The 20,041-nt window shown below is 66.6% G+C and carries 18 protein-coding genes; 8 read left to right on the forward strand and 10 right to left on the reverse strand.

Annotated features, from left to right (window positions below; translation table 11 throughout):
* Positions 1–158 precede the first annotated feature (158 nt).
* The 4 genes from DKG74_RS02910 (at position 159) to DKG74_RS02925 (ending at position 3,675) form a co-directional block, all read left to right on the forward strand.
* Positions 159–947, forward strand: coding sequence for a DUF2189 domain-containing protein (locus DKG74_RS02910; RefSeq protein ID WP_165837493.1), 789 nt, complete (start codon positions 159–161; stop codon positions 945–947).
* Between the two features lie 62 nt (positions 948–1,009).
* A complete protein-coding gene (locus DKG74_RS02915; RefSeq protein ID WP_109902383.1) occupies positions 1,010–1,417 on the forward strand; it encodes a GFA family protein in 408 nt (135 codons plus the stop codon).
* Between the two features lie 72 nt (positions 1,418–1,489).
* Positions 1,490–1,852, forward strand: coding sequence for a hypothetical protein (locus tag DKG74_RS02920; protein WP_109902385.1), 363 nt, complete (start codon positions 1,490–1,492; stop codon positions 1,850–1,852).
* 74 nt (positions 1,853–1,926) lie between these two features.
* The gene (locus DKG74_RS02925; protein ID WP_109902387.1) at positions 1,927–3,675 is read left to right on the forward strand and encodes a methyl-accepting chemotaxis protein; all 1,749 of its coding nucleotides are present in this window, start codon (positions 1,927–1,929) and stop codon (positions 3,673–3,675) included.
* Positions 3,676–3,715: 40 nt separating this feature from the next.
* On the opposite strand, the gene DKG74_RS02930 is transcribed toward DKG74_RS02925, so the two are convergent.
* Positions 3,716–4,498, reverse strand: a complete 783-nt coding sequence (locus DKG74_RS02930) for an alpha/beta hydrolase (RefSeq protein ID WP_165837494.1) — start codon at positions 4,496–4,498, stop codon at positions 3,716–3,718.
* Between the two features lie 140 nt (positions 4,499–4,638).
* Positions 4,639–5,394 (reverse strand): SDR family NAD(P)-dependent oxidoreductase, encoded by a 756-nt coding sequence (locus DKG74_RS02935; RefSeq protein WP_109902391.1) that lies wholly within the window; start codon positions 5,392–5,394, stop codon positions 4,639–4,641.
* Positions 5,395–5,525: 131 nt separating this feature from the next.
* Between DKG74_RS02935 and DKG74_RS02940 the strand changes: the two genes are divergently transcribed.
* The 3 genes from DKG74_RS02940 to DKG74_RS02950 all read left to right on the forward strand — a co-directional run bounded on the left by DKG74_RS02940 (position 5,526) and on the right by DKG74_RS02950 (position 8,999).
* A complete protein-coding gene (locus DKG74_RS02940; RefSeq protein ID WP_109902393.1) occupies positions 5,526–6,413 on the forward strand; it encodes an AraC family transcriptional regulator in 888 nt (295 codons plus the stop codon).
* A 207-nt stretch (positions 6,414–6,620) separates the two neighbouring features.
* The gene (locus DKG74_RS02945) at positions 6,621–7,832 is read left to right on the forward strand and encodes an MFS transporter (RefSeq protein WP_109902395.1); all 1,212 of its coding nucleotides are present in this window, start codon (positions 6,621–6,623) and stop codon (positions 7,830–7,832) included.
* Positions 7,833–7,904: 72 nt separating this feature from the next.
* Positions 7,905–8,999 (forward strand): helix-turn-helix transcriptional regulator, encoded by a 1,095-nt coding sequence (locus tag DKG74_RS02950; RefSeq protein WP_109902397.1) that lies wholly within the window; start codon positions 7,905–7,907, stop codon positions 8,997–8,999.
* Here DKG74_RS02950 and DKG74_RS02955 read toward each other — a convergent pair.
* On the reverse strand, positions 8,996–9,832 hold the full coding sequence (locus tag DKG74_RS02955; protein ID WP_165837495.1) for a class I SAM-dependent methyltransferase: 837 nt from the start codon (positions 9,830–9,832) through the stop codon (positions 8,996–8,998). The genes DKG74_RS02950 and DKG74_RS02955 overlap by 4 nt on opposite strands.
* Positions 9,833–9,923: 91 nt before the next feature.
* Here DKG74_RS02955 and mazG point away from each other — a divergent pair, with 91 nt between their 5' ends.
* Positions 9,924–10,727: a nucleoside triphosphate pyrophosphohydrolase gene (mazG, locus tag DKG74_RS02960; protein WP_109902399.1), complete on the forward strand. Its 804-nt coding sequence runs from the start codon at positions 9,924–9,926 to the stop codon at positions 10,725–10,727.
* Positions 10,728–10,756: 29 nt separating this feature from the next.
* On the opposite strand, the gene hflX is transcribed toward mazG, so the two are convergent.
* The 7 genes from hflX to dusB all read right to left on the reverse strand — a co-directional run bounded on the left by hflX (position 10,757) and on the right by dusB (position 19,972).
* On the reverse strand, positions 10,757–11,980 hold the full coding sequence (hflX, locus tag DKG74_RS02965; RefSeq protein WP_109902401.1) for a GTPase HflX: 1,224 nt from the start codon (positions 11,978–11,980) through the stop codon (positions 10,757–10,759).
* A 116-nt stretch (positions 11,981–12,096) separates the two neighbouring features.
* Positions 12,097–12,351: an RNA chaperone Hfq gene (hfq, locus tag DKG74_RS02970; protein ID WP_109902403.1), complete on the reverse strand. Its 255-nt coding sequence runs from the start codon at positions 12,349–12,351 to the stop codon at positions 12,097–12,099.
* Between the two features lie 257 nt (positions 12,352–12,608).
* Positions 12,609–14,006, reverse strand: a complete 1,398-nt coding sequence (gene ntrX, locus DKG74_RS02975; protein WP_109902405.1) for a nitrogen assimilation response regulator NtrX — start codon at positions 14,004–14,006, stop codon at positions 12,609–12,611.
* Positions 13,996–16,257, reverse strand: a complete 2,262-nt coding sequence (locus DKG74_RS02980; protein WP_109902407.1) for a sensor histidine kinase NtrY-like — start codon at positions 16,255–16,257, stop codon at positions 13,996–13,998. The genes ntrX and DKG74_RS02980 overlap by 11 nt, the downstream gene beginning before the upstream one ends.
* 90 nt (positions 16,258–16,347) lie before the next feature.
* Positions 16,348–17,817 (reverse strand): nitrogen regulation protein NR(I), encoded by a 1,470-nt coding sequence (gene ntrC / locus DKG74_RS02985; RefSeq protein WP_109902409.1) that lies wholly within the window; start codon positions 17,815–17,817, stop codon positions 16,348–16,350.
* Between the two features lie 14 nt (positions 17,818–17,831).
* A complete protein-coding gene (locus DKG74_RS02990; RefSeq protein WP_109902411.1) occupies positions 17,832–18,953 on the reverse strand; it encodes a two-component system sensor histidine kinase NtrB in 1,122 nt (373 codons plus the stop codon).
* A complete protein-coding gene (gene dusB, locus DKG74_RS02995) occupies positions 18,953–19,972 on the reverse strand; it encodes a tRNA dihydrouridine synthase DusB (RefSeq protein WP_109902413.1) in 1,020 nt (339 codons plus the stop codon). Before dusB ends, DKG74_RS02990 begins: the two co-directional genes overlap by 1 nt.
* Positions 19,973–20,041: the final 69 nt, after the last annotated feature.

The raw sequence follows: 20,041 nt of genomic DNA on the forward strand, positions 1-20,041 counted from the left end.
CCGACGGGGCGAGTCAATGGCCCCGGCGATGGGCGACGAAACGGATGCATCCGACCAAGGCGATGGTTGACGACGTTGGGAAATCCTGCACCATGCGGCCATGGGTGCGACAAAATGACCAACCACCCGATCTGATCTTGTTACAGGGAGCGCAGCGTATGGCCCAGGCCACCATCCACCCCGCCGAGCATGACTATTCCCGGGCCCCGGTCGCCCGCCGCATCACCATCGACGACCTGAAGGCGAGCCTCGTGTCCGGCCTCGCCGACTATAACCGTCACATGGTGCCGGGCCTCGGTTTCGGCCTGTTCTATGTCGTCCTCGGCGCCATCGGCATCTGGATCAGCTTCCAGATGGGCTGGGGCCACATGATTTTCCCGGCACTGTCGGGCTTCCTGCTGTTCGGGCCTTTCGCCGCCCTCGGCCTTTATGAAATCAGCCGGCGCGATCAGGCGGGCGAGAGGATCGAGGGGACGGAAGTCATCCTGTCCTTCACCCGCCACGGCGGCGGCCAGATCGCCCTGTTCGGTCTTTACCTGTTCATCGCGACCTTCGCCTGGGACAAGGTCTCGACCATGATCTACGGGCTCTATTACGGCATGGAGCCGGTCGCCATCGACGATCTGCTGATCCGCGTCTTCACCACCAGCCACGGTTTCCTGTTCGCCGTGACCGGCATCGTTTCGGGCGGGATCATCGCCGGTGCGATCTTCGCGACCAGCGTCTTCGCCGTGCCCATGCTGCTCGACCGCGACACGGACGTGCTCACCGCCGCCATTTCCTCCCTGCGCGCGGTCGAGGCCAATCTGTTCGTGATGGGCGTCTGGGGCGTCATCGTCTGCGGCCTGACCACGGTCGGCATCCTCGCCGGTTTCATCGGCCTCGCCGTCGTCCTGCCGATCCTCGGCCATGCCACCTGGCATCTCTATTGCAAGGTGCTGCGCTAACCCGCCGTGACCTGAGCAAAAGAACAAACGGTCGGGTCTCGACCGATGTCAGGGAGGATCAAATGAGCGACTACAAGGGCGGTTGCCTGTGCGGCAGCGTGCGTTACACGCTGGCGCAGGCGCCGGTGGCGACCATGGTCTGCCACTGCACGCATTGCCAGAAATCGACCGGCACCGCGTTTTCCGTGGTCGCGCTGGTGCCGGAACCCGCCTTCGAATGCACCGGCGAGCTGAAGACCTATGCCGACATGGGCGACAGCGGCAATGCCGTCTCCCGCTCGTTCTGCCCCAACTGTGGCTCGCCGGTGACGACGACGGCCATGACCTTGCCGGGCATGGTCATCGTCAAGGCCGGCACCTTCGACGACACGAGCTGGCTGCAGCCCAGCGCGGAAATCTTCTGCGCCAGCAGCCAGTCCTGGGTGCCCCATGTCGAGGGCGCGGCGCATCACGCCCGGATGCCGGGCTAAACCGGCAAAGCCCTTGCGGATGGCGCTTCCCGGTCACAGACTGGGAATCGTCATCCGACAGAGGGCCAGCCCATGCGCGAGCCGAAACATCATGCCCCGCCCGGCGGGGCAGGGCTGCCGCCCCTGGTCCGGCTGCTCGCCCGCAACGCCGCTTTCGGCTTTCTCGTCGCCATCTGCTTCGTCGCCGCCATGCTGCTGCTCGACATCAACGGGCTCGGCACCCTGATCCTTCATTCGCCGGATGGCATCATCGCCACCTTCGCCCTGACCTTCGCCACCGGCCTGACCTTCGGTGGCGTGCAGATGGGTATCGCCATCATGCAGCTGGCCGACGACGACGCGGACGAGGGGGCGGCAGATCCGGGCGGCGGATCGGGGCGAGGGCACCGCGACGATACCTTCTATCGCCATCGGCTGACCGCCGCGGCGGTTTGAGTCCGTTCCTTCTAACCAAATCTTCAGCTTCCGACGGCATCTTGATCCCCAAAAGCGAACGGGGGAACGGTCCCATGTCGATCAAGCTGAAACTGGTGCTGCTGACGGCCGCGGCCATCGCCATCGTGCTGGGATGCGGCGTGGTCGGTATCCTGTCGACGACGAGGCTGGGCAATACCCTGACGGACACCGCCCTGGTGTCGAGGGCGCAATATAACTTCATGATCTCCGACATGATGCACGACGCCCTGCGGGCCGATGTGCTCTCGGCCTTCATGGACAAGGCGGATGGGGACGCGGTGCGCGCCGACCTCGCCGATCACGCCACGACCTTCCGCAATGCCCTGGCGGCGAACCGCGCCCTGCCGCTGCCGCCCGCCATCGTCGAAGCCCTGACCAAGGTGAGCCCCGCGCTCGAAGCCTATATCACGCAGGCCAATACGATCGCCGAACTCGCCCTGCGCGACCGCGGGGCCGCCGAAGCCCGCATCGCATCGTTCCAGTCCGCCTTCGAGCAACTGGAAACCGCCAATGGCGCGATCGGTGACATGATCACCGCCTCCGTCGAGACCGCCTCGGCCGAGGCGAGCGACAGCGCCGGGGTCAGCCGCGCTACGATCCTCGTCGGCGCTCTCGTCGGCACGCTGCTGCTCGGCCTCGCCAGCATCGTCAACATGCGCTCCATCACCCGGCCGCTGGGCGCGGTGCTGACCGGGCTCGACCAGATCGCCCGGCGCAACTGGCAGGCCCATATCCCGGGAACCGAACGGCGGGACGAAATCGGCGATATCGCCCGGGTGGTCGACCAGCTGAAGACGGCCGGCGCCGAAGCCGAGCGCCTCGCGGCCGAGAATCTCGCCGCCCGCGCCCGCGAAACCGCCGAAGCCCACGAACGGGCCGAGGCGGAACACCGTCTGGCCGAAGCCGAGCAGGGCCGCCTGCGCGACGAACAGCGCCGCAGCCGCGAGCAGGCCGAGCGGACCGAAGCGGTCGCCACGGCCTCCCGCGGGTTCGAGCAGGATGTCGGCCGCGTCATCAAGAGCCTGGTCGATGCCGCCGGCACCCTCGACACCAATGCCGGCAGCCTTACCCGCTTGTCGGCGCGTACCGTCGAAAAGACGGAGCGTGCCGGGCACCTCGCCACCGGGGCCAGCACCAGCGTGCAGGCGGTCGCGGCCGCGACCGAGGAAATGGTGGCGACCGCGCGGGAAATCGGCCGCCGGGCCCAGCAATCCGCCGACCTGTCCGCCCGTTCCGTCGAAGAGGCCAATCAGACCACGGACAGCATGAAAGCCCTGAGCGAGACCGCGGGACGCATCAGCAATGTCCTGAAGCTGATCGACGCCGTCGCCCGCCAGACCAACCTCCTCGCCCTGAACGCGACCATCGAGGCGGCCCGGGCGGGCGAGGCGGGCAGGGGCTTCGCCGTCGTCGCGACGGAAGTGAAGACCCTGGCCGATCAGACCGCCCGCGCGACCGAGGAAATCGCCCGCCAGATCGCCGACATGGAAAACTCCACCCGTGCCACGGTCGGCGCCATCGGCCGCATCGACGAGATGATCCGCGCCATGGCCGAAGCCTCGACCGGCATCGCCGCCGCGGTCGAGGAGCAGATCGCCTCGATCGACGAGATCGCCCGCAACATCGACCGCACGTCCGACGACACGGCCGCCGTCACCACGGAACTGACCGAAGTGGCCGAAGCCGCGAGCCAGACCGGCGATGCGACCGGCAGCGTCCTGAGCTCGTCGAAACAGCTGGCATCCGAGGCTCACGACCTGAAACGATCGGTCGACCGTTTCCTGAGTATTGTCGCCAGCTGATCGAATTTGTCTGGCTCAGGCCCTGGAGGCCCCTGCGGGGCTAATGCCGTGATTCAGATGCGGGGAGAGCGGATACATAGTCGAACGCGGCCGACAGGAAAAAGCCGGTCGGCACGACATGGCAGGATTGCTCGACGATCTTCATCGTGCTGCCGTCGGGAAAATGCCGGGTGAGCCTTTCCGCCAGCGCCAGCGGGATCACGGGATCGCTCCGGCAATGCAGCTGGAGCACGGGGGATGTCACCATCGGCGCCGCGAGATCGGCCCGGAATCTATCCAGCATCAGCCGCCGCACGGGCAGCCAGGGATAGGTTTGCGCGGCGATATCGACCGCCGAAGTAAAGGCGCTGTCGAGGATGACGCCAGCAGGCCGCACGTCCGCCGCCAGCATCGTGGCGATGCCGGTGCCGATGGATTCGCCGACGATGATCACCCGCGCGCCCGGCGCCGCCTTCACCAGGGCGGCGTAGGCTGCCCTGGCGTCGGTCATGAAGCCGGCCTCGCTCGGCACGCCCGTCGAGCCGCCATAACCCCGCCAGCTCAACCCCATCACCCCATCGCCGGCGGACGCAAGGCCGCGCAGGCGGGGCAGGCGGTACGCCAGATTTCCGCCGTTGCCGTGCAGATACAGGAAGACCGGCCGCGCGGGGTCCGCGGGCGGTGCCCACCACGCGACCAGTCGTTCCCCATCGGGGGTCGCGAGGGCGAGGGCGGAAAAGCCCGCCCCGGGCGGCGCCATGGGTGCCGGATCGGGGAAATACTGCAGGGACCGCTGGAAAATGAACATCAGGCCGCAAACCGCGACATAGAGCGCCGCACACACGGCCCCTCTTCGTACAACCTTAAGAATGATCTTGCGCATCGTCGAAGCCATCGGCCACAGACTACCGCCGATATCCGTAGACGCACAGACCGGGGAAGCGGTCGGTCGGCCGCTTCCCCGGCCGGTATCGTCGCTTCGCGTCAGATCGCCTGACCGCCCGAGACCTCGATCCGCTGGGCATTGATCCAGCGGTTGTCGGGCGACAGCAGGCTGGCGATCATCGGTCCGATATCGTCAGGCACGCCGACCCGGCCAAGGGCGGTCATGTCGGCGAAGAGCTTGTTGATATCCGCGTTGTCCCGCACGGCACCACCGCCGAAATCGGTCTCGATCGCGCCCGGCGCCACCGTGTTGACCGCGATGCCGCGCGCCCCCAGCTCCTTGGCCATATAATGGGACAGGACCTCGACCGCGCCCTTGACCGCGGCATAGACGGCATAGCCCGGAAAGGCGACCCGGGTCAGGCCGGACGAGAGATTGACGATGCGCCCACCGTCGGCGAGCAGCGGCAACAGGGTCTGGGTCAGGAAGAACACGCCCTTGAAATGGACGTCGACCAGACGGTCGAAACTGTCTTCGGTGGTCATGCCGATCAGCGTCAGGTCGCCGTGGCCGGCGTTGTTCACGAGGTGGTCGAAGGCCTGACGCTGCCAGGTCGCGGCGAGGGCGGCCTTCAGTGTTTCACCGAAAGCGCCAAAGCTGGCGACATCGCCGGTATCGAGCGGAAGGGCGACGGCTTTCCGCCCCAGCGCCTCGATCTCGGCGACCACGGCCGCGGCCTCGTCCGCCTGGCTGCGGTAGGTGATGACGAGGTCGCCGCCACGCCGGGCGATGCTGAGCGCGGTATTGCGGCCAAGGCCGCGGCTGCCGCCGGTGACGAGGGTGATCTTGGTCATGTCGCTCTCCCTTGCTGGACCGGACGACTATGCCGCCGGGATCGCCCCGGCTGTTGCCGGATGCGGCGGCTTCTTTGCCTGATCCTGCCAAAGCGCGTGCGCCAGCGGTCGGAACCGATTAGGCTCGGGACATGACGACGACATTGCTCGAGACGGTTCGCCGCTACGCCGACATGAATGCCGATGCCACGGGCATCGCCCGAACGCCTGTACCCGGCCTCGGTCTGGTGCGGGCGACGGCGCCGAGCGGGCTTCAGCATTCGATTTCGCGGCCACTGGTCTGCCTCGTCGTTCAGGGCGCCAAGCAGGTCACCATGGGGCCCGACAGCCTTGCCTTTTCCGCAGGCGATTCCCTGCTGATCACCGCCGATGTGCCGACGGTCAGCCAGATCACGCGGGCCAGCGTGGCGGCGCCCTATCTCTCCCTCGTGTTGCAGCTCGATCCTTCGGTGATCGCCGATCTGGACACGGACATGAGGGCAGGGGGCGGCCATGACCATGCCCCCGTCCGGGTCGAACCGACCGAAGCGGAAGTCACGGACGCCGCGCTGCGCCTGATGCGGCTGCTGGACCGGCCGGCGGCCGTGCCGGTTCTGCAGGGCCAGCTCGTGCGGGAAATGCATTACTGGCTGCTGATGGGACGGCACGGCGCCGCCATCCGTCGCCTCGGCTGGCCCGACGGCCACGCCCGGCGCATCGCCCGGGCCGTCGCCCTGTTGCGCGCCGATCTCCGTCAGCGGCTGTCGGTCGGGCAATTGGCGGATGCCGCCGGCATGAGCCCGTCATCCTTCCACCGCCATTTCCGCGCCGTTACCTCGCTGTCGCCGCTCCAGTTCCAGAAGCAGCTCCGCCTGATCGAGGCGCGGCGCCTGATGCAGGCCGAAGCCGCCAGCGCGAGCAGCGCCGCTTTCGCCGTTGGCTATGAAAGCGTGCAACAGTTCACCCGCGAATACGGCCGCCTGTTCGGCCTGCCGCCGGTGCGCGACACGGAAGCCGCCCGCGACCGCGCCGCCGCCTGAGCTGCGGGCGAGGATCGTCGGGCAAGGGCTTGAAACTTCACCATCAATGCTCGTCGGCGCCATCCAGCTTCAGCATCATCTATTTTCCATAATATATATTATGCGACTGTCGGATATAGCGATGAACAGCGCATTTCGGGCGGCGCCTTCACCCTTCCGCCGGCCTGTGATACCGGTGGAGGCCGCTTGTGGCGCAGGTATCGTGCGATGACGGAAAATCTCTCCAAGCCCCGGGCCAGCTGGCGGCAAATCCCGGCCGGCATCTGGGCGCTCGGCTTCGTTTCGATGCTGATGGATATTTCCTCCGAAATGATCCATGCGCTGTTGCCGATCTATCTCGTCACCGTGCTCGGTACCTCGGTCGCGACCGTCGGCATCATCGAAGGCATCGCCGAGGCGACCGCCGCCATCACCAAGGTGTTCTCGGGCGCGCTCAGTGACGGGCTGGGCCGGCGCAAGCTGCTGGCTGCCATCGGCTATGGCCTCGCCGCCTTCACCAAGCCGATCTTTCCGCTCGCCTCGTCGGTCGACTGGCTGGTGGCGGCGCGGTTCATCGACCGGATCGGCAAGGGCATCCGGGGCGCGCCGCGCGATGCGCTGGTCGCCGACATCGCCCCGCCGCGGCTGCGCGGCGCGAGTTTCGGCCTGCGCCAGTCGCTCGATACCGTGGGCGCCTTCATCGGCCCGCTGGCCGCCATCGCCCTCATGTGGGCGACGGCCGACGACCTGACGGCGATATTCTGGGTTGCCGTCATTCCGGCCTTTCTCTCTTTCGGCCTGATCGTGATCGCCGTTCCCGAGCCGGCGCGACCGCCGGGTCGACGACCGATCCGCATTCCCCTCGGCCGGGCCGAGTTGAGACGCCTGAGTCCGGCCTATTGGCGGATCGTCGCCATTGCCGCCGTCTTCACGCTGGCGCGCTTCAGCGAGGCGTTCCTCGTGCTGCGGGCCCAGTCGCTCGGCCTGCCGGTCATGTTGATTCCGGCCGTCCTGGTGGCGATGAATATCGTCTACGCCCTGTCCGCCTATCCGGTCGGCGCGCTGTCCGACCGGGTGAGCCGAACCGCCCTCCTCGCCATCGGCCTCGTGCTGCTGATCGCCGCCGATGTCGTGCTGGCGCTGACTGTCGGCATTCCGGGCCTCGCGCTTGGCGTATTGCTCTGGGGCCTGCACATGGGCTTCACCCAAGGGCTATTCGCCGCCCTCGTCGCCGATACCGCACCGGCGGAACTCCGGGGCACGGCCTTCGGCATGTTCAATCTCGTCTCGGGCGTTGCGATGCTGCTGGCGAGCGCCGTCGCCGGCCTCCTCTGGGACCTGTACGGACCGGAGGGGACTTTCCTCGCCGGGGCCAGTTTCGCGTTTCTGACGCTCATCGGTCTGCTGGTGGCGGGACGGCTGGCCGCATCGCCCCCCTGAAGGCCTCCTCCACCCCCTTGAGATTGCCCGCACAGGTTGGCAACATGAAACGATGTTCGTCCAGGAGGGGGCGTGGAAGAACACGAGCTGCTGATCGACGATCTCTATTCGGCTGCCTGGTTGCCCGAATTATGGCCGCGTGTGCTCGATCGCATTTCTGGCCTCGCCGACGCCCATGGCGCCGTCTTTTTTGCGATCGGCAATGGCGAACCGCGCTGGGTCGGCAATGCCACTGGCTCGCGGGTCATGGAGGCCTATCTCGAAGGGGGCTGGCAGACGCGGAATCGCCGGGCCGAGCGGGCGGCGGCACTGAACCATCCCGGTTTCCTGGGCGATCTCGACATTTTCACCATGGAGGAAATTGCCCGCGATCCGCTCTATACCGAGTTCTTTCGCGGCCTCGGCCTCGGCTGGTGCATGGGCACGACGGTGTTTTCGCCGAGCGGGGAAATTCTGGTGCTGAACGTGGAGCGTCGCTACGAAAAGGGACCGATGAGCCGGGCCGCCCTTGAGGCACTGGACCCCTTGCGCCCCCATTTTGCGCGCGCCGCGCTGATGGCATCCCGACTTCAGCTCGAGCGGGCGGTCACCACCACGAAAGCCCTCGAGATGGTCGGACTGCCCGCCGCGGTGATCGCGCCCGATGGCGTCGCCCTCGCCGTCAACAGCCTGTTCGACAGCCTCGGCACGCATGTCGTCGCCCGCGCCCATGGGCGCATCGGTCTTCACGCGCGGGGGGCCGATCAGCTGCTGCAGGCAGCCATCACCGAACTCGGTCGCCCGGGCGGCGGCTCGATCCATTCAATCCCCCTGCCCGCCAGTGAAGATGCCGCGCCCCTCATCGTGCATCTGGTGCCGGTGCGGCGCGAGGCGCGTGACCTGTTCGGCCGGGCAATGGGCATTTTCGTCGCGACGCCGATCATGGCCGGCCCGAACTTGCCCACGGCCCTGCTTCAGGGCCTGTTCGACCTGTCCCCGGCGGAGGCACGCATCGCAGGCCTGGTGGGCAGTGGCATGACGCCGGAAGCGGCGGCGAAGGCGCTGGGCGTCGGCAAGGAAACCGTGCGCCATCACTTGAAGTCCGTATTCGCCAAGACCGGGACCGGGCGTCAGGCGGAACTCGTGGCGCTGTTGTCGGGCAAAGTGGTGCCTCGCACCCGCGCCTAGCCCCCCTGCCCGGCGACCCGGGCCGTCCCCGTCCGGCAGTCGAGCACGCAGAGCAGCGCGTTTTCCGCCGGCCAGACCACGTCGACCTCGGCGAAGCCGGCACCCGACAGATGGCGGGCCGCCTGATCGGCCGTGCGGAAATGAATGCCGGCATGACTGCGTGAAATCAGACGCAGCGCCGCGGCGCCCGCCCCTGCGACGGCGCGCAGCAGGCGCGGTTTTGGCGCCGGATAGGTTTCCATGACATAGCCTGCGCAGGGAAATCCTCGCAACGCCTCCGCGAGGCGGCGCCAGACATGGGTGGCGACCGGGCGCGGGAAGTAATTCATCAGCCCTTCGGTGATGACGATCAGGGGGCGCGTGCGGTCGAAATAGCCGGTCAGCACAGTCTCCAGGGCATGAGGACCGGAGGGCGCCAGAATGTCGATCGGCACCACCTCGTGCCGGCGCGAGCGGCCCGGAATGCGGGCAAGCGCCCGCGCCTTGTTGGCCGCCATCGCCGGCAGATCGGCCTCGACATAGCGCAGTTCGGGAAACTGACGGGCAAAGCGGCAGCCGCGCGCCGACAGACCGCAGGCGATCTCCAGAATTTGGGCATCGGGCCAGTCCTGCAGATGGCCGATGACGAGGCGGTCGATCAGCGCATGGCGCGCGACCAGCGATTGCCGGAGATTGGTGCCGAATACGGCGTTGGCGGCCCATTCCGCGGGGCCGAGCAGCCGGTACATCACGTCACCCGCCGGGGTGCGGAGTTCCGGCAGGGACAGGCCGCTGGCCTGCCAGGTCTCGCCCGTATAGAGCGCCGTGAAGCTGAAGGACGACGATTCCGCCATATTTCCCCCTCGCCGCGCGCCGGCCCGCCATGCCGCGATGGCCCGTATCGCGGCGCTGACAGGCCGTGCGCCGGCCGTTATTCTTATCCCCATGTATGACGATGACGGCGCTTCGCGCAACCCCGGCCGCTCCCTCGATGCCCTGCTCGCCCTGATGGCGCGACTGCGCGATCCCGTGACGGGCTGCGACTGGGACAAGGTGCAGCGGTTCGAGACCATCGCCCCCTACACCATCGAAGAGGCCTATGAAGTCGCGGACGCCATCGCCCGCGGCGACCGCGCCGACCTGCGCGAGGAATTGGGCGACTTGTTGTTCCAGGTGGTGTTCCACGCCCGCATCGCCGAGGAGGAAGGCGCCTTCGCCTTCGCCGATGTCGCAGACACCATCACGGCGAAGATGACCGCCCGCCACCCCCATGTCTTTGGCGACGCGACGGCCCATGATGCCGCCCGCTGGGAAGACCAGAAGGCCGCTGAGCGCGCGGCCAAGGCCAGGGGCGGTCTCCTTGACGATATCCCCCTCGCCCTGCCCGCCCTCCTGCGCGCCGCCAAGCTGCAGAAACGGGCGGCGCGCATCGGTTTCGACTGGCCGGACCTGTTGCCCGTCCTCGACAAGCTGGAAGAGGAAATCGGCGAACTGAAGGCCGAGATCGCGGCGCAATCGGCTCACGAGCGGCTGGAAGACGAATTGGGCGACGTGCTCTTCGTCATCGCCAACATCGCCCGCCACCTCGGCGTCGAGCCCGAAGCCGCCCTGCGTTCGACCAACGCCAAATTCGAGCGCCGCTTCCGCCATATCGAGGCACGGCTGGCGCAGCAGGGCCTCACCGGACGGCAGCCACTCGACCGGCTGGACGCGCTGTGGGACGAAGCCAAGGCGCTCGAAAAGAAATAGCCAGCCTGCCGGCCGGCTTACCGGCCAGCTTAGGCGCCGAAACGTTTCTCGAAACGGCCGAGATCGGCGGGGTCGATGCCGACGGTCAGATGGGCGGTGCCATCCTCGCGGTCTTCGCGGGCGATAACCTCGCCATGCTCGTAAAGGAAGGCGAGCGCGGCGCCATCGGCCAAGGCGACATCGAGTTCCACCATCTGGCGATGCTGACCCAGCCGCTCGTCGAGGAGATCAAGCAGCCGCTCCACCCCCTCGCCCGTCAAGGCCGAGACAGGCATGATCGCTGGCAGGCGCGCCGCCGTATTGTCGAGGCGAAGACGCTCCTCGGGCTCGAGCAGGTCGATCTTGTTCAGAACCTCGACCATGCGCTCGTCCTGCGCGGCGCTGTCGACACCGAGATCGGCCAGCACCGCCAGCACGTCGGCTTTCTGCGCCTCGCTCTCGGGATGGGCGACGTCGCGGACGTGCACGATGATATCGGCTTCCAGCACCTCCTCGAGGGTCGCGCGGAAGGCGGCCACCAGATGGGTGGGCAGGTCGGAAACGAAGCCGACCGTATCGGACAGGATGATCTTGCGGCCCGACGGCAGCGTCACGCCCCGCATGGTCGGATCGAGGGTGGCGAACAGCAGGTCGGCCGCCAGCACGTCCGAACGGGTCAGCCGGTTGAACAGCGACGATTTGCCGGCATTGGTATAGCCGACCAGGGCGACAATGGGGTGCGGCACCTTGCGCCGGTTGCGCCGGTGCAATTCGCGAGTCCTCGTCACGGTTTCGAGTTCGCGCTTCAGGCGCGTGATCTTTTCCGAGAGAATGCGGCGATCCGCCTCGATCTGGGTCTCGCCCGGGCCGCCGAGGAAGCCGACGCCGCCGCGCTGACGCTCGAGGTGGGTCCAGGAACGGACCAGCCGGCTCTTCTGATAGGACAGATGGGCCAGTTCGACCTGCAGGCGCCCTTCCCGCGTCGCCGCCCGCTCACCGAAAATTTCGAGGATGAGGCCGGTGCGGTCGATGACCTTGGTCTTCAGTTCACGTTCGAGATTGCGCTGCTGAACCGGCGACAGGGCGCAGTTCATGATCACCACGTCCACCTCGAGCGCGGCGACGGCGGCGTGCAATTCCTCGACCTTGCCGGTGCCGATGAAGGTCGCCGGCCGGATACGGTCGACCGGCACGAGCACGGAGTCGACGACGTCGAGCGAAATCGCCGCGGTCAGGCCGACCGCTTCATCGAGACGGGCCGCGGGCATACGCATGGACGCGCCGGCGGATTCCTCGCCGGGCGGCCCTCCGCGCACGAAGGGATGGACGACAATGGCACGTCCTGCCGCCGGCGCATGGGTGGCCGTCGCGGCAGGGTCGAAACTATCGGTCAATGGTCGCGCGGAGCCTCGGTCGTCTGCGGGTCGAACAGCTGGATCGGCGCCGCCGGCATCACGGTCGAAATCGCGTGCTTGTAGACGAGCTGGATATGACCATCCCGGCGCAGCAGAACGCAGAAATTGTCGAACCAGGTGATCACACCCTGCAGCTTCACACCGTTGACGAGGAAAACCGTGACAGGGGTCTTGTTCTTGCGGACGTAGTTTAGAAATACGTCCTGAACATTCTGAGACCGCTCGGACATCGTTTTCACCTTCTTCTTTTTGTTGCGTCTGACCGCATATGCCGCCTTTGGCGGTCCGATGCGGAGACCATCAAGTTAATCGGCAGCAACACACACATTTTTGCTGCACCGCACAAAATATGGCAAGCCTTGGGCCGGACCGCAAGTGAAATCACCGGCGCCGGCTTGTCGCACCCCGGATTCGGCGATGCGGCTGCATCGGATAGAGCCTTTGCGGGGCACGGGCAATAGCCTATTCGAGGGATCGGACCGCCGGATCAGACCGGACCGCGGTCGTTGACGGCGATCCCCAACGATTTCAACTTGCGATGCAGGGCCGATCGCTCCATGCCGATGAACGTCGCGGTCCGGCTGATGTTGTTGCCGAAGCGCGCGACCTGGGCCAGGAGATAGTCCCGCTCGAAGGCTTCGCGCGCCTCGCGCAGGGGCAGCGCCATGATCACCTCGCCGCCATCACCGCCGCGCAGGGTGGCCGGCCCCGCCCCGCCCACTTCCGCCGGCAGCATGTCGGCCCCGATCGCCTGTTCGGCATCGTCGGTGGCGAGGATCAGCAGCCGTTCGCAGACATTGCGCAGCTGCCGGACATTGCCCGGCCAGTCATAGGCCTGCATGACCGCCAGCGCCTCGCTGGAAATGGTGCGCGGCGGAATGCCGTTGGCGAGGCTGATGCGCTGGATGAAATGGGCCGCGAGTTCAGGAATATCCTCGCGCCGGTCGGCCAGACGCGGCACGCGGATCGGCACCACCGAAAGCCGGTGAAACAGGTCTTCCCGGAAACGGCCTGCAGCGATCTCGGCATGAAGGTCGCGGGCCGAGGCGGAAACGACGCGGACATCGACCTGCACCCGGCTGCGCCCGCCAACCCGCTCGAAGGTCTGATCGACCAGCACGCGCAGGATCTTGGCCTGGGTCTCGGGCGGCATGTCGGCGACTTCGTCGAGGAACAGCGTGCCACCGTGGGCCTGTTCGAACAGACCGACCCGGGGCATTCCGTCGGGACTGGCCGCGGCCTCGACACCGAAAAGCTCCGCCTCCATCCGCTCCGGTGCCATGGTCGCCGCGTTGACGACGACGAAGGGCCCGTCCGCCCGCTTGGACTGGCGATGCAGCAGCCGGGCGACCACTTCCTTGCCCGAGCCGGAGGGCCCCATGATCATGACCCGGCTGCCCATGGGCGCCGATTTCTCGACCATGGCCCGAACCGTGTTCATGGCCGACGAGCGGCCGATCATCTCGTCGTCGAAATTGCTGCGGGCCTTCAGGGCACGGTTTTCGCGCCTCAGCTGCGCCGCCTCGATCGCCCGCTGGACGAGCAGCAGCAGCCGGTCGGCCTTGAACGGCTTTTCGATGAAGTCATAGGCGCCACGCTTGATGGCGCCGACCGCGGTTTCGATGGTGCCATGACCCGAGATCATGACGACCGGCATGTCCGGATGCGCCTTCTTGATGGCGTCGAGGATTTCCAGACCGTCCATCCGGCTGCCCTGCAGCCAGATGTCGAGGATCACCAGCGACGGCAACCGCGCTTCCAGCGCGGCGAAAGTCTCGTCCGAATTGCCGGCGGTCCGCGTTTCATAGCCTTCGTCCTGAAGGATGCCGGCCACGAGTTCGCGGATATCCGCCTCGTCGTCGATCACCAGTACTTCACGCGCCATGCGCAGTCCTCGCCTCGGCTTGTGTTGCATCCAGGGCGGTTTCCTGCCGCCACGGGAAACTTAAGGTGACGACGGCCCCGCCCGTCGGATTATCCGACAGGGCGACGGCGCCGCCGTGTTCTTCCAGGATCTTGCGGACGATGGCGAGACCAAGGCCGGTGCCCTTCGCCCGGGTCGTCACATAGGGTTCGGTCAGGCGGTCGCGCTCGGCCTCGGGCAGGCCACGTCCGTTGTCGCGGATTTCGATGCGCACGAGATCGCCTTCCGCCGTCAGCACGGTCTCGATCCGGCCCTGCGGCAGATCGGGCGCCTGATCCCGGCCCTCGATCGCCTCGGCGGCGTTCTTGAGGACATTGGTCAGGGCCTGACCGATCTGACGGCCATCGAACAGGGCATGAACCGCGTCTTCGGGCAGCCTGGTCTGGAACAAGATCCCGGGCGAGGCGACATGGGCAAGGAAGACCGCCTGCCGGATCTGCTCGCTCAGATCGTCCATGCGGAATACCGCGGTCGGCATCCGCGCGAAGGACGAGAATTCGTCGACCATGCGGCCGATATCGCCGACCTGGCGGATGATCGTCTCGGTGCATTGGTTGAAGACTTCGGGATCGCTGGCGATTTCCTTGCCGTATTTTCGCTTCAGGCGCTCGGCCGAGAGCTGGATGGGAGTCAGCGGATTCTTGATCTCATGAGCGATGCGCCGGGCGATATCGGCCCAGGCGGCGCTGCGCTGGGCCGAAACGAGATCGGTGACATCGTCGAAGGTCACGACGAAACCGCGGACCGCCCGGCCCGACTGCTCGCCCACGATGCGAACGCTGAAATGCCGTGACTGGCCGCCGCGCGTCAGATTGATCTGGGCCTGAACCTCACGCTCGGGCCGCGCCCGCGCCTCGGCCAGCAGCGCCGACATCTCGGGCACAACCTCGTCGATCAGTTCGCCGACCAGATGGTCGGCGGTCGTGTTCAGAAGCTCCACCGCCGAGCGGTTGGGCAAGGTGATGCGTCCCTCGGTATCGACGCCGAGAACGCCCGCCGATACGCCCGCCAGCACCGCCTCGGTGAAACGACGGCGCTCGTCCAGTTGATGATTGGCGTCCCGCAAGGCCCCGTGCTGGGCCTCGATCTGACCCGCCATGCGGTTGAAGGCCCGGCCGAGCGAGGACAATTCGTCATCCGAAGTGCCGGTTTCGACGCGGGCGGCCAGATCGCCGTCGCGCAGGCGCTCGGTCGCGCCGAACAGGCGCGCCACCGGCTCAACCAGCCGCGTCGCCAGCCACAGGCCGGCGAGGATCGCGGTCAGCAGGATCAGCAGGCCGACCAGCACGAAGACAAAGGCGAAGGTGACCTGGATGCCGAGCCGGCGCTTCTGCAGCTCGTTGTATTCCGCGACCGCGGCCTGGGTACGCTCGACATAGGCGATGACGCGGGGGTCGACGAAGCGCCCGACATAAAGATAGGCATCAAGAAAAGAATCCAGCCGGATCAAGGCCCTGACCCGATCATCCTCAGTCGTGATGATAACGACTTCGCCGTTGCGGGCACGGTCGAGCGTGCCTGCGGGCAGCCGGTCGAATTCCATGCCGAAACTGAGCGCGGTGCGGGCCAGCACCTGCCCGGTCGAATTGATCACGATGGCTTCGGCAAGACCGCGCACCGCCGACTGGTTTTCAAGCATCAGGCCGAACAGTTCGGGATTGTTGTCGATCAGCAAGGCCTTGCGGTTCACGTCGTTGGCCATCGCCCGGATATCGGCTTCGATGGTCTTGCTGTGTTCCTCGACATAGGCCTTGGCGATGACGACGCTGTCCGAGACCGCGCCCTGCACCCGGGCGGAAAACCAAGTGTCGATGATCAGATTGAAGAACAGCGCGGAAGCAATGCCGAGAAAGATCGTCGGCACCGCCGCGATCGCCCCGAACAGGGCGACGATGCGGACATGCAGCTTGGCCCCGGCAAGGCCAGAGCGCCGCGCCCACCACAGTTGGACGAGGCGAGCGGCGACCAGGCTGGCCAGCGCGAGAATGAGCACCAGATCGAGCAACAGGAGCGGAATGATCAGCGCCGTGTTGCCATCCTGTACCGTCGGATCGCGCAGCGCGAGATAAGTGGCCGTACCGGAAGCCGCCGCGAGCAGCACCAGCGTGACGACCAGCCGCCGGCTGATCGAGCCGCTGCTGATCCAGGTCTCGATCCGGGCGGCGCGACTGGCTCTCGGGTTCTCGGCGACGTTGGTCAAGACAACTCCCATGATCCGTCCCCGCCGTGGCCCTATGGACACAGGGACGAAGCTCAGATTCGCGATCTTGTTGTCATATTACCACAGCGTGATGCAACTGCATCACTTGATGCTGCGCAAAACCTGAATATCGAGGTCGCGGATCTTCTTGCGCAGGGTATTGCGGTTAAGGCCGAGAAGTTCGGCAGCGCGGATCTGGTTGCCGCGGGTGGCTGACAGGCTGATTTCGATCAGCGGCCGCTCGACCTCGCGCAGGATGCGATCGTAGAGACCGGCCGGTGGCAGGCCTTCGTCATGGGCGGAGAAATAGCGCGCCAGATGCCGCTCGACCGCGACCGACAGGCTGACCGGCTCGTCGCCGCCACCGGCGCGGAACTGGATTTCCGGCTCGATCAATTCGGCCTTCACCACGTCGAGGCCGATTACCTCTTCGGCATAGAGCGCGGCGAGACGGCGGATCAGGTTCTCGAGCTCGCGGACATTGCCCGGCCAGCGGTAACGCTTCAGGAATTCCATCGCCTCGCCGTCCATCAACTTGGCGGGCAAGCCCTGGGCCACCGCCTGATTGAGGAAGTGGCGGGCAAGATCGGGAATATCCTCGCTGCGCTCGCGCAGGGGCGGCAAGCGCAGGGGCACGACGTTGAGTCGGTAGAACAGATCCTCGCGGAACAGGCCCTGATGCACGAGCTGGCGCAGGTCGCGGTGCGTGGCCGAGACGATGCGGACATCGGTCTTGATCGGGCTGCGACCGCCGACCGTGGTGTATTCGCCCTGCTGCAGCACGCGCAGCAGGCGGGTCTGCGCCTCGAGCGGCATGTCGCCGATTTCATCGAGGAACAGGGTGCCGCCCTCGGCCTGCTGGAAGCGGCCGACACTGCGCGCGGCGGCGCCGGTGAAAGCGCCCTTCTCGTGGCCGAAAAGCTCGCTCTCGATCAGCTCGCGCGGGATCGCCGCCATGTTGATCGCGACAAAGGGGCCGTTCCGCCGCTTGCCGTAATGATGCAGCGCCCTTGCGACCAGTTCCTTGCCGGTGCCGGACTCGCCCGTGATCATCACGGTCAGGTCCGTGCCCATGAGTCGGGCGAGCACGCGGTAGATTTCCTGCATCGCCGGCGAGCGGCCGATGAGCGGCACCTTGTCGTCGCCATCGCCGAGCGGATTGGTCTCGGCGCTGGGGGATTTGGGCAGGGTGAGCGCGCGCTGGACGACGGTGGTCAATTCCTTCAGGTCGAAGGGCTTCGGCAGATATTCATAGGCCCCCCGCTCCGCCGCCTTGACCGCGGTCATCAGCGTGTTGTGCGCCGACATGACGATGATCGGCATTTCGGGCCGGATGCGCTTGATCCGCGGCAGAAGGTCGAGGCCGTTCTCGTCCGGCATCATCACGTCGGTGATGACGAGGTCCCCTTCCCCGCCCGAAACCCAGCGCCACAAGGTCGCCGCGTTGCCGGTGGAGCGGACGTGGTAGCCGAGGCGACCGATGGCGCGGTCCAGCACTTCCCGGATCGCGCGGTCGTCGTCCGCGATCAGGATGGTCGGTGTGTTGCCGTCGGATACGCCGGGGACAGCCATGGGATACTCGCTCGTTACTCGTTGGCGACCGGCAGCAGCACGCGGAACACCGTGCGCCTCGGTTCGGATTCGCATTCAACCATGCCACCGTGATCACCGACGATCTTGGCGACCAGGGCAAGGCCAAGCCCCGTGCCCGAGGATTTCGTGGTGACGAAAGGCTCGAACAGATGGGGCTTCAGATCGGGTGGCACGCCTTCGCCGTTGTCACGCACGGTGACTTCAAGCGGCAGGCGCAGCCGCCGCCTCGTGCCGGGTACGGCCATGCGCACACCATGGCGATAGGCCGTGGTCAGGGTGATCTCGCCGCCCTTGCTGGGCGCCGCCTCGGCCGCGTTCTTGACGAGGTTGAGGAAGACCTGGATCAGCTGGTCCCGGTCACCCGAGACGGGCGGCAGCGACGGATCGTAGGATTCGATGAAGCGAAGGCCCTTGGCGAAACCGGCGAGGGCGATCTTCTTCACATGCTCCAGCACCTGATGGATGTTGACCGGCTCGCGCTTGGCCGGTCGGCCCTCGTTGAAGGCCTCGATCCGGTCGACCAGCAGGCAGATGCGGTCGGTCTCGTCGCAGATGAGACGGGTCAGGTCGCGGTCGCCCTCGGCGATGCCCTGTTCGAGCAACTGGGCCGCGCCCCGGATGCCGGACAGCGGATTCTTGATCTCATGGGCGAGGATCGCCGCCATGCCGGTGACCGAGCGGGCCGCGCCCCGGTGGGTGAGCTGACGGTCGATACGCTGGGCGATCGCGCGCTCCTGCAGCGAGACGAGCAGCAGGCCCGAGCGGTCGGCGAGCGGCGTCACCTGCATGTCGACCGGACGCTGTCCGGTCCGGGGCGAGCCGAAGTCGACCTCGTATTCATAAACGGAGATACCGCCCTGCTTCACCTGCTCGACCACCGACAGCAGGGGATGGGCGAAAGGCGTCACCTGATCGAGGCGCATCCGCGTCAGCATGGTCGCGCCCGTGGCAAAGAACTGCTCGGCCGCGGCATTGGCGTAGCGGATGAAGCCCTCCTCGTCGACGAGGAGGATCGCCTTGCCGAGGGCATTGAGCACCAGTTCGGGATCGAAAGTCACGCCGCGCTCGGCCTTGCCCGCTTCCGCGGCCGGTCTGGCTTGAGACGTCTTGGCCATCAGGCCGCCTTCCGTTCGAGCACAGGGGCATAGAATTCCCGGATGTAAGCCTTGACCGCCTCCGGGTCCTCCATCCGGTTGATGGTGGAGCGGAAGACGGCGGAGCCGGGCAGGCCCGCCGAATACCAGGCGACATGCTTGCGCGCCATGCGCATCCCCGGCACGGACCCGTAATGCGCCAGCATGTCGTCGTAATGATCGAGCAGCAGGGCCAGCTGATCCTCGAGCGCGGGATCGGCCAGCCGCTCCCCGGTCTTCAGGAAATGGGTGACCTGGGCGATGATCCAGGGCCGGCCATAGGCGCCGCGCCCGATCATGACCCCGTCGGCCCCCGATTGCGCCAGGGCCTCCACCGCGTCGTCGCAGGTATTGATGTCGCCATTGGCGATCACCGGGATCTTCACCTGTTCCTTCACCTTCGCGATGAAGCCCCAGTCGGCATGACCGTTGTAGAGCTGGCAGCGGGTGCGGCCGTGCACCGTGATCATGCGGATGCCGCAATCCTCGGCGATCCGGGCCAGTTCCGGCGCGTTGCGATTGCTGTGGTCCCAGCCGGTGCGCATCTTCAGGGTGACCGGCAGTTTCACCGCCTTCACCGTCGCCTCGATCAGGCTCTGCGCGTGCTTCAGGTCGCGCATCAGGGCGGAGCCGGCGTGCGAATTGATCGCCACCTTCTTCACCGGACAGCCCATGTTGATGTCGATGATGGCGGCGCCCCGGTCCTCGTTCATCTTCGCCGCCTCGGCCATGTGCTCGGGCACGCAGCCGGCGAGCTGGACCGACATCGGGAATTCCTCGGCGCAGTTGCTCGCCATCTTCATCGACTGGCGGCTGCAGCGGATCATGGCCTCGGATGCGATCATCTCGGACACGACAAGCCCAGCGCCCAGACGCTTCACGACGCGGCGGAACGGCATGTCCGTGACGCCGGACATGGGGGCGAGAATGACCGGATCGTCGATCCTGACCGGGCCAACCTGGATGGGGCCGACCCCACGGGGGCCGCTCGTGCTGTTCATTACTTGGGCACTTTATTCAGCTGCGCAATAAACGAGCAATCTAGGCCCATTGCTTGTGCATCGCAATGG

This window comes from Zavarzinia aquatilis, assembly GCF_003173035.1.
In the GTDB taxonomy this organism is placed as follows: Bacteria; Pseudomonadota; Alphaproteobacteria; order Zavarziniales; family Zavarziniaceae; genus Zavarzinia; species Zavarzinia aquatilis.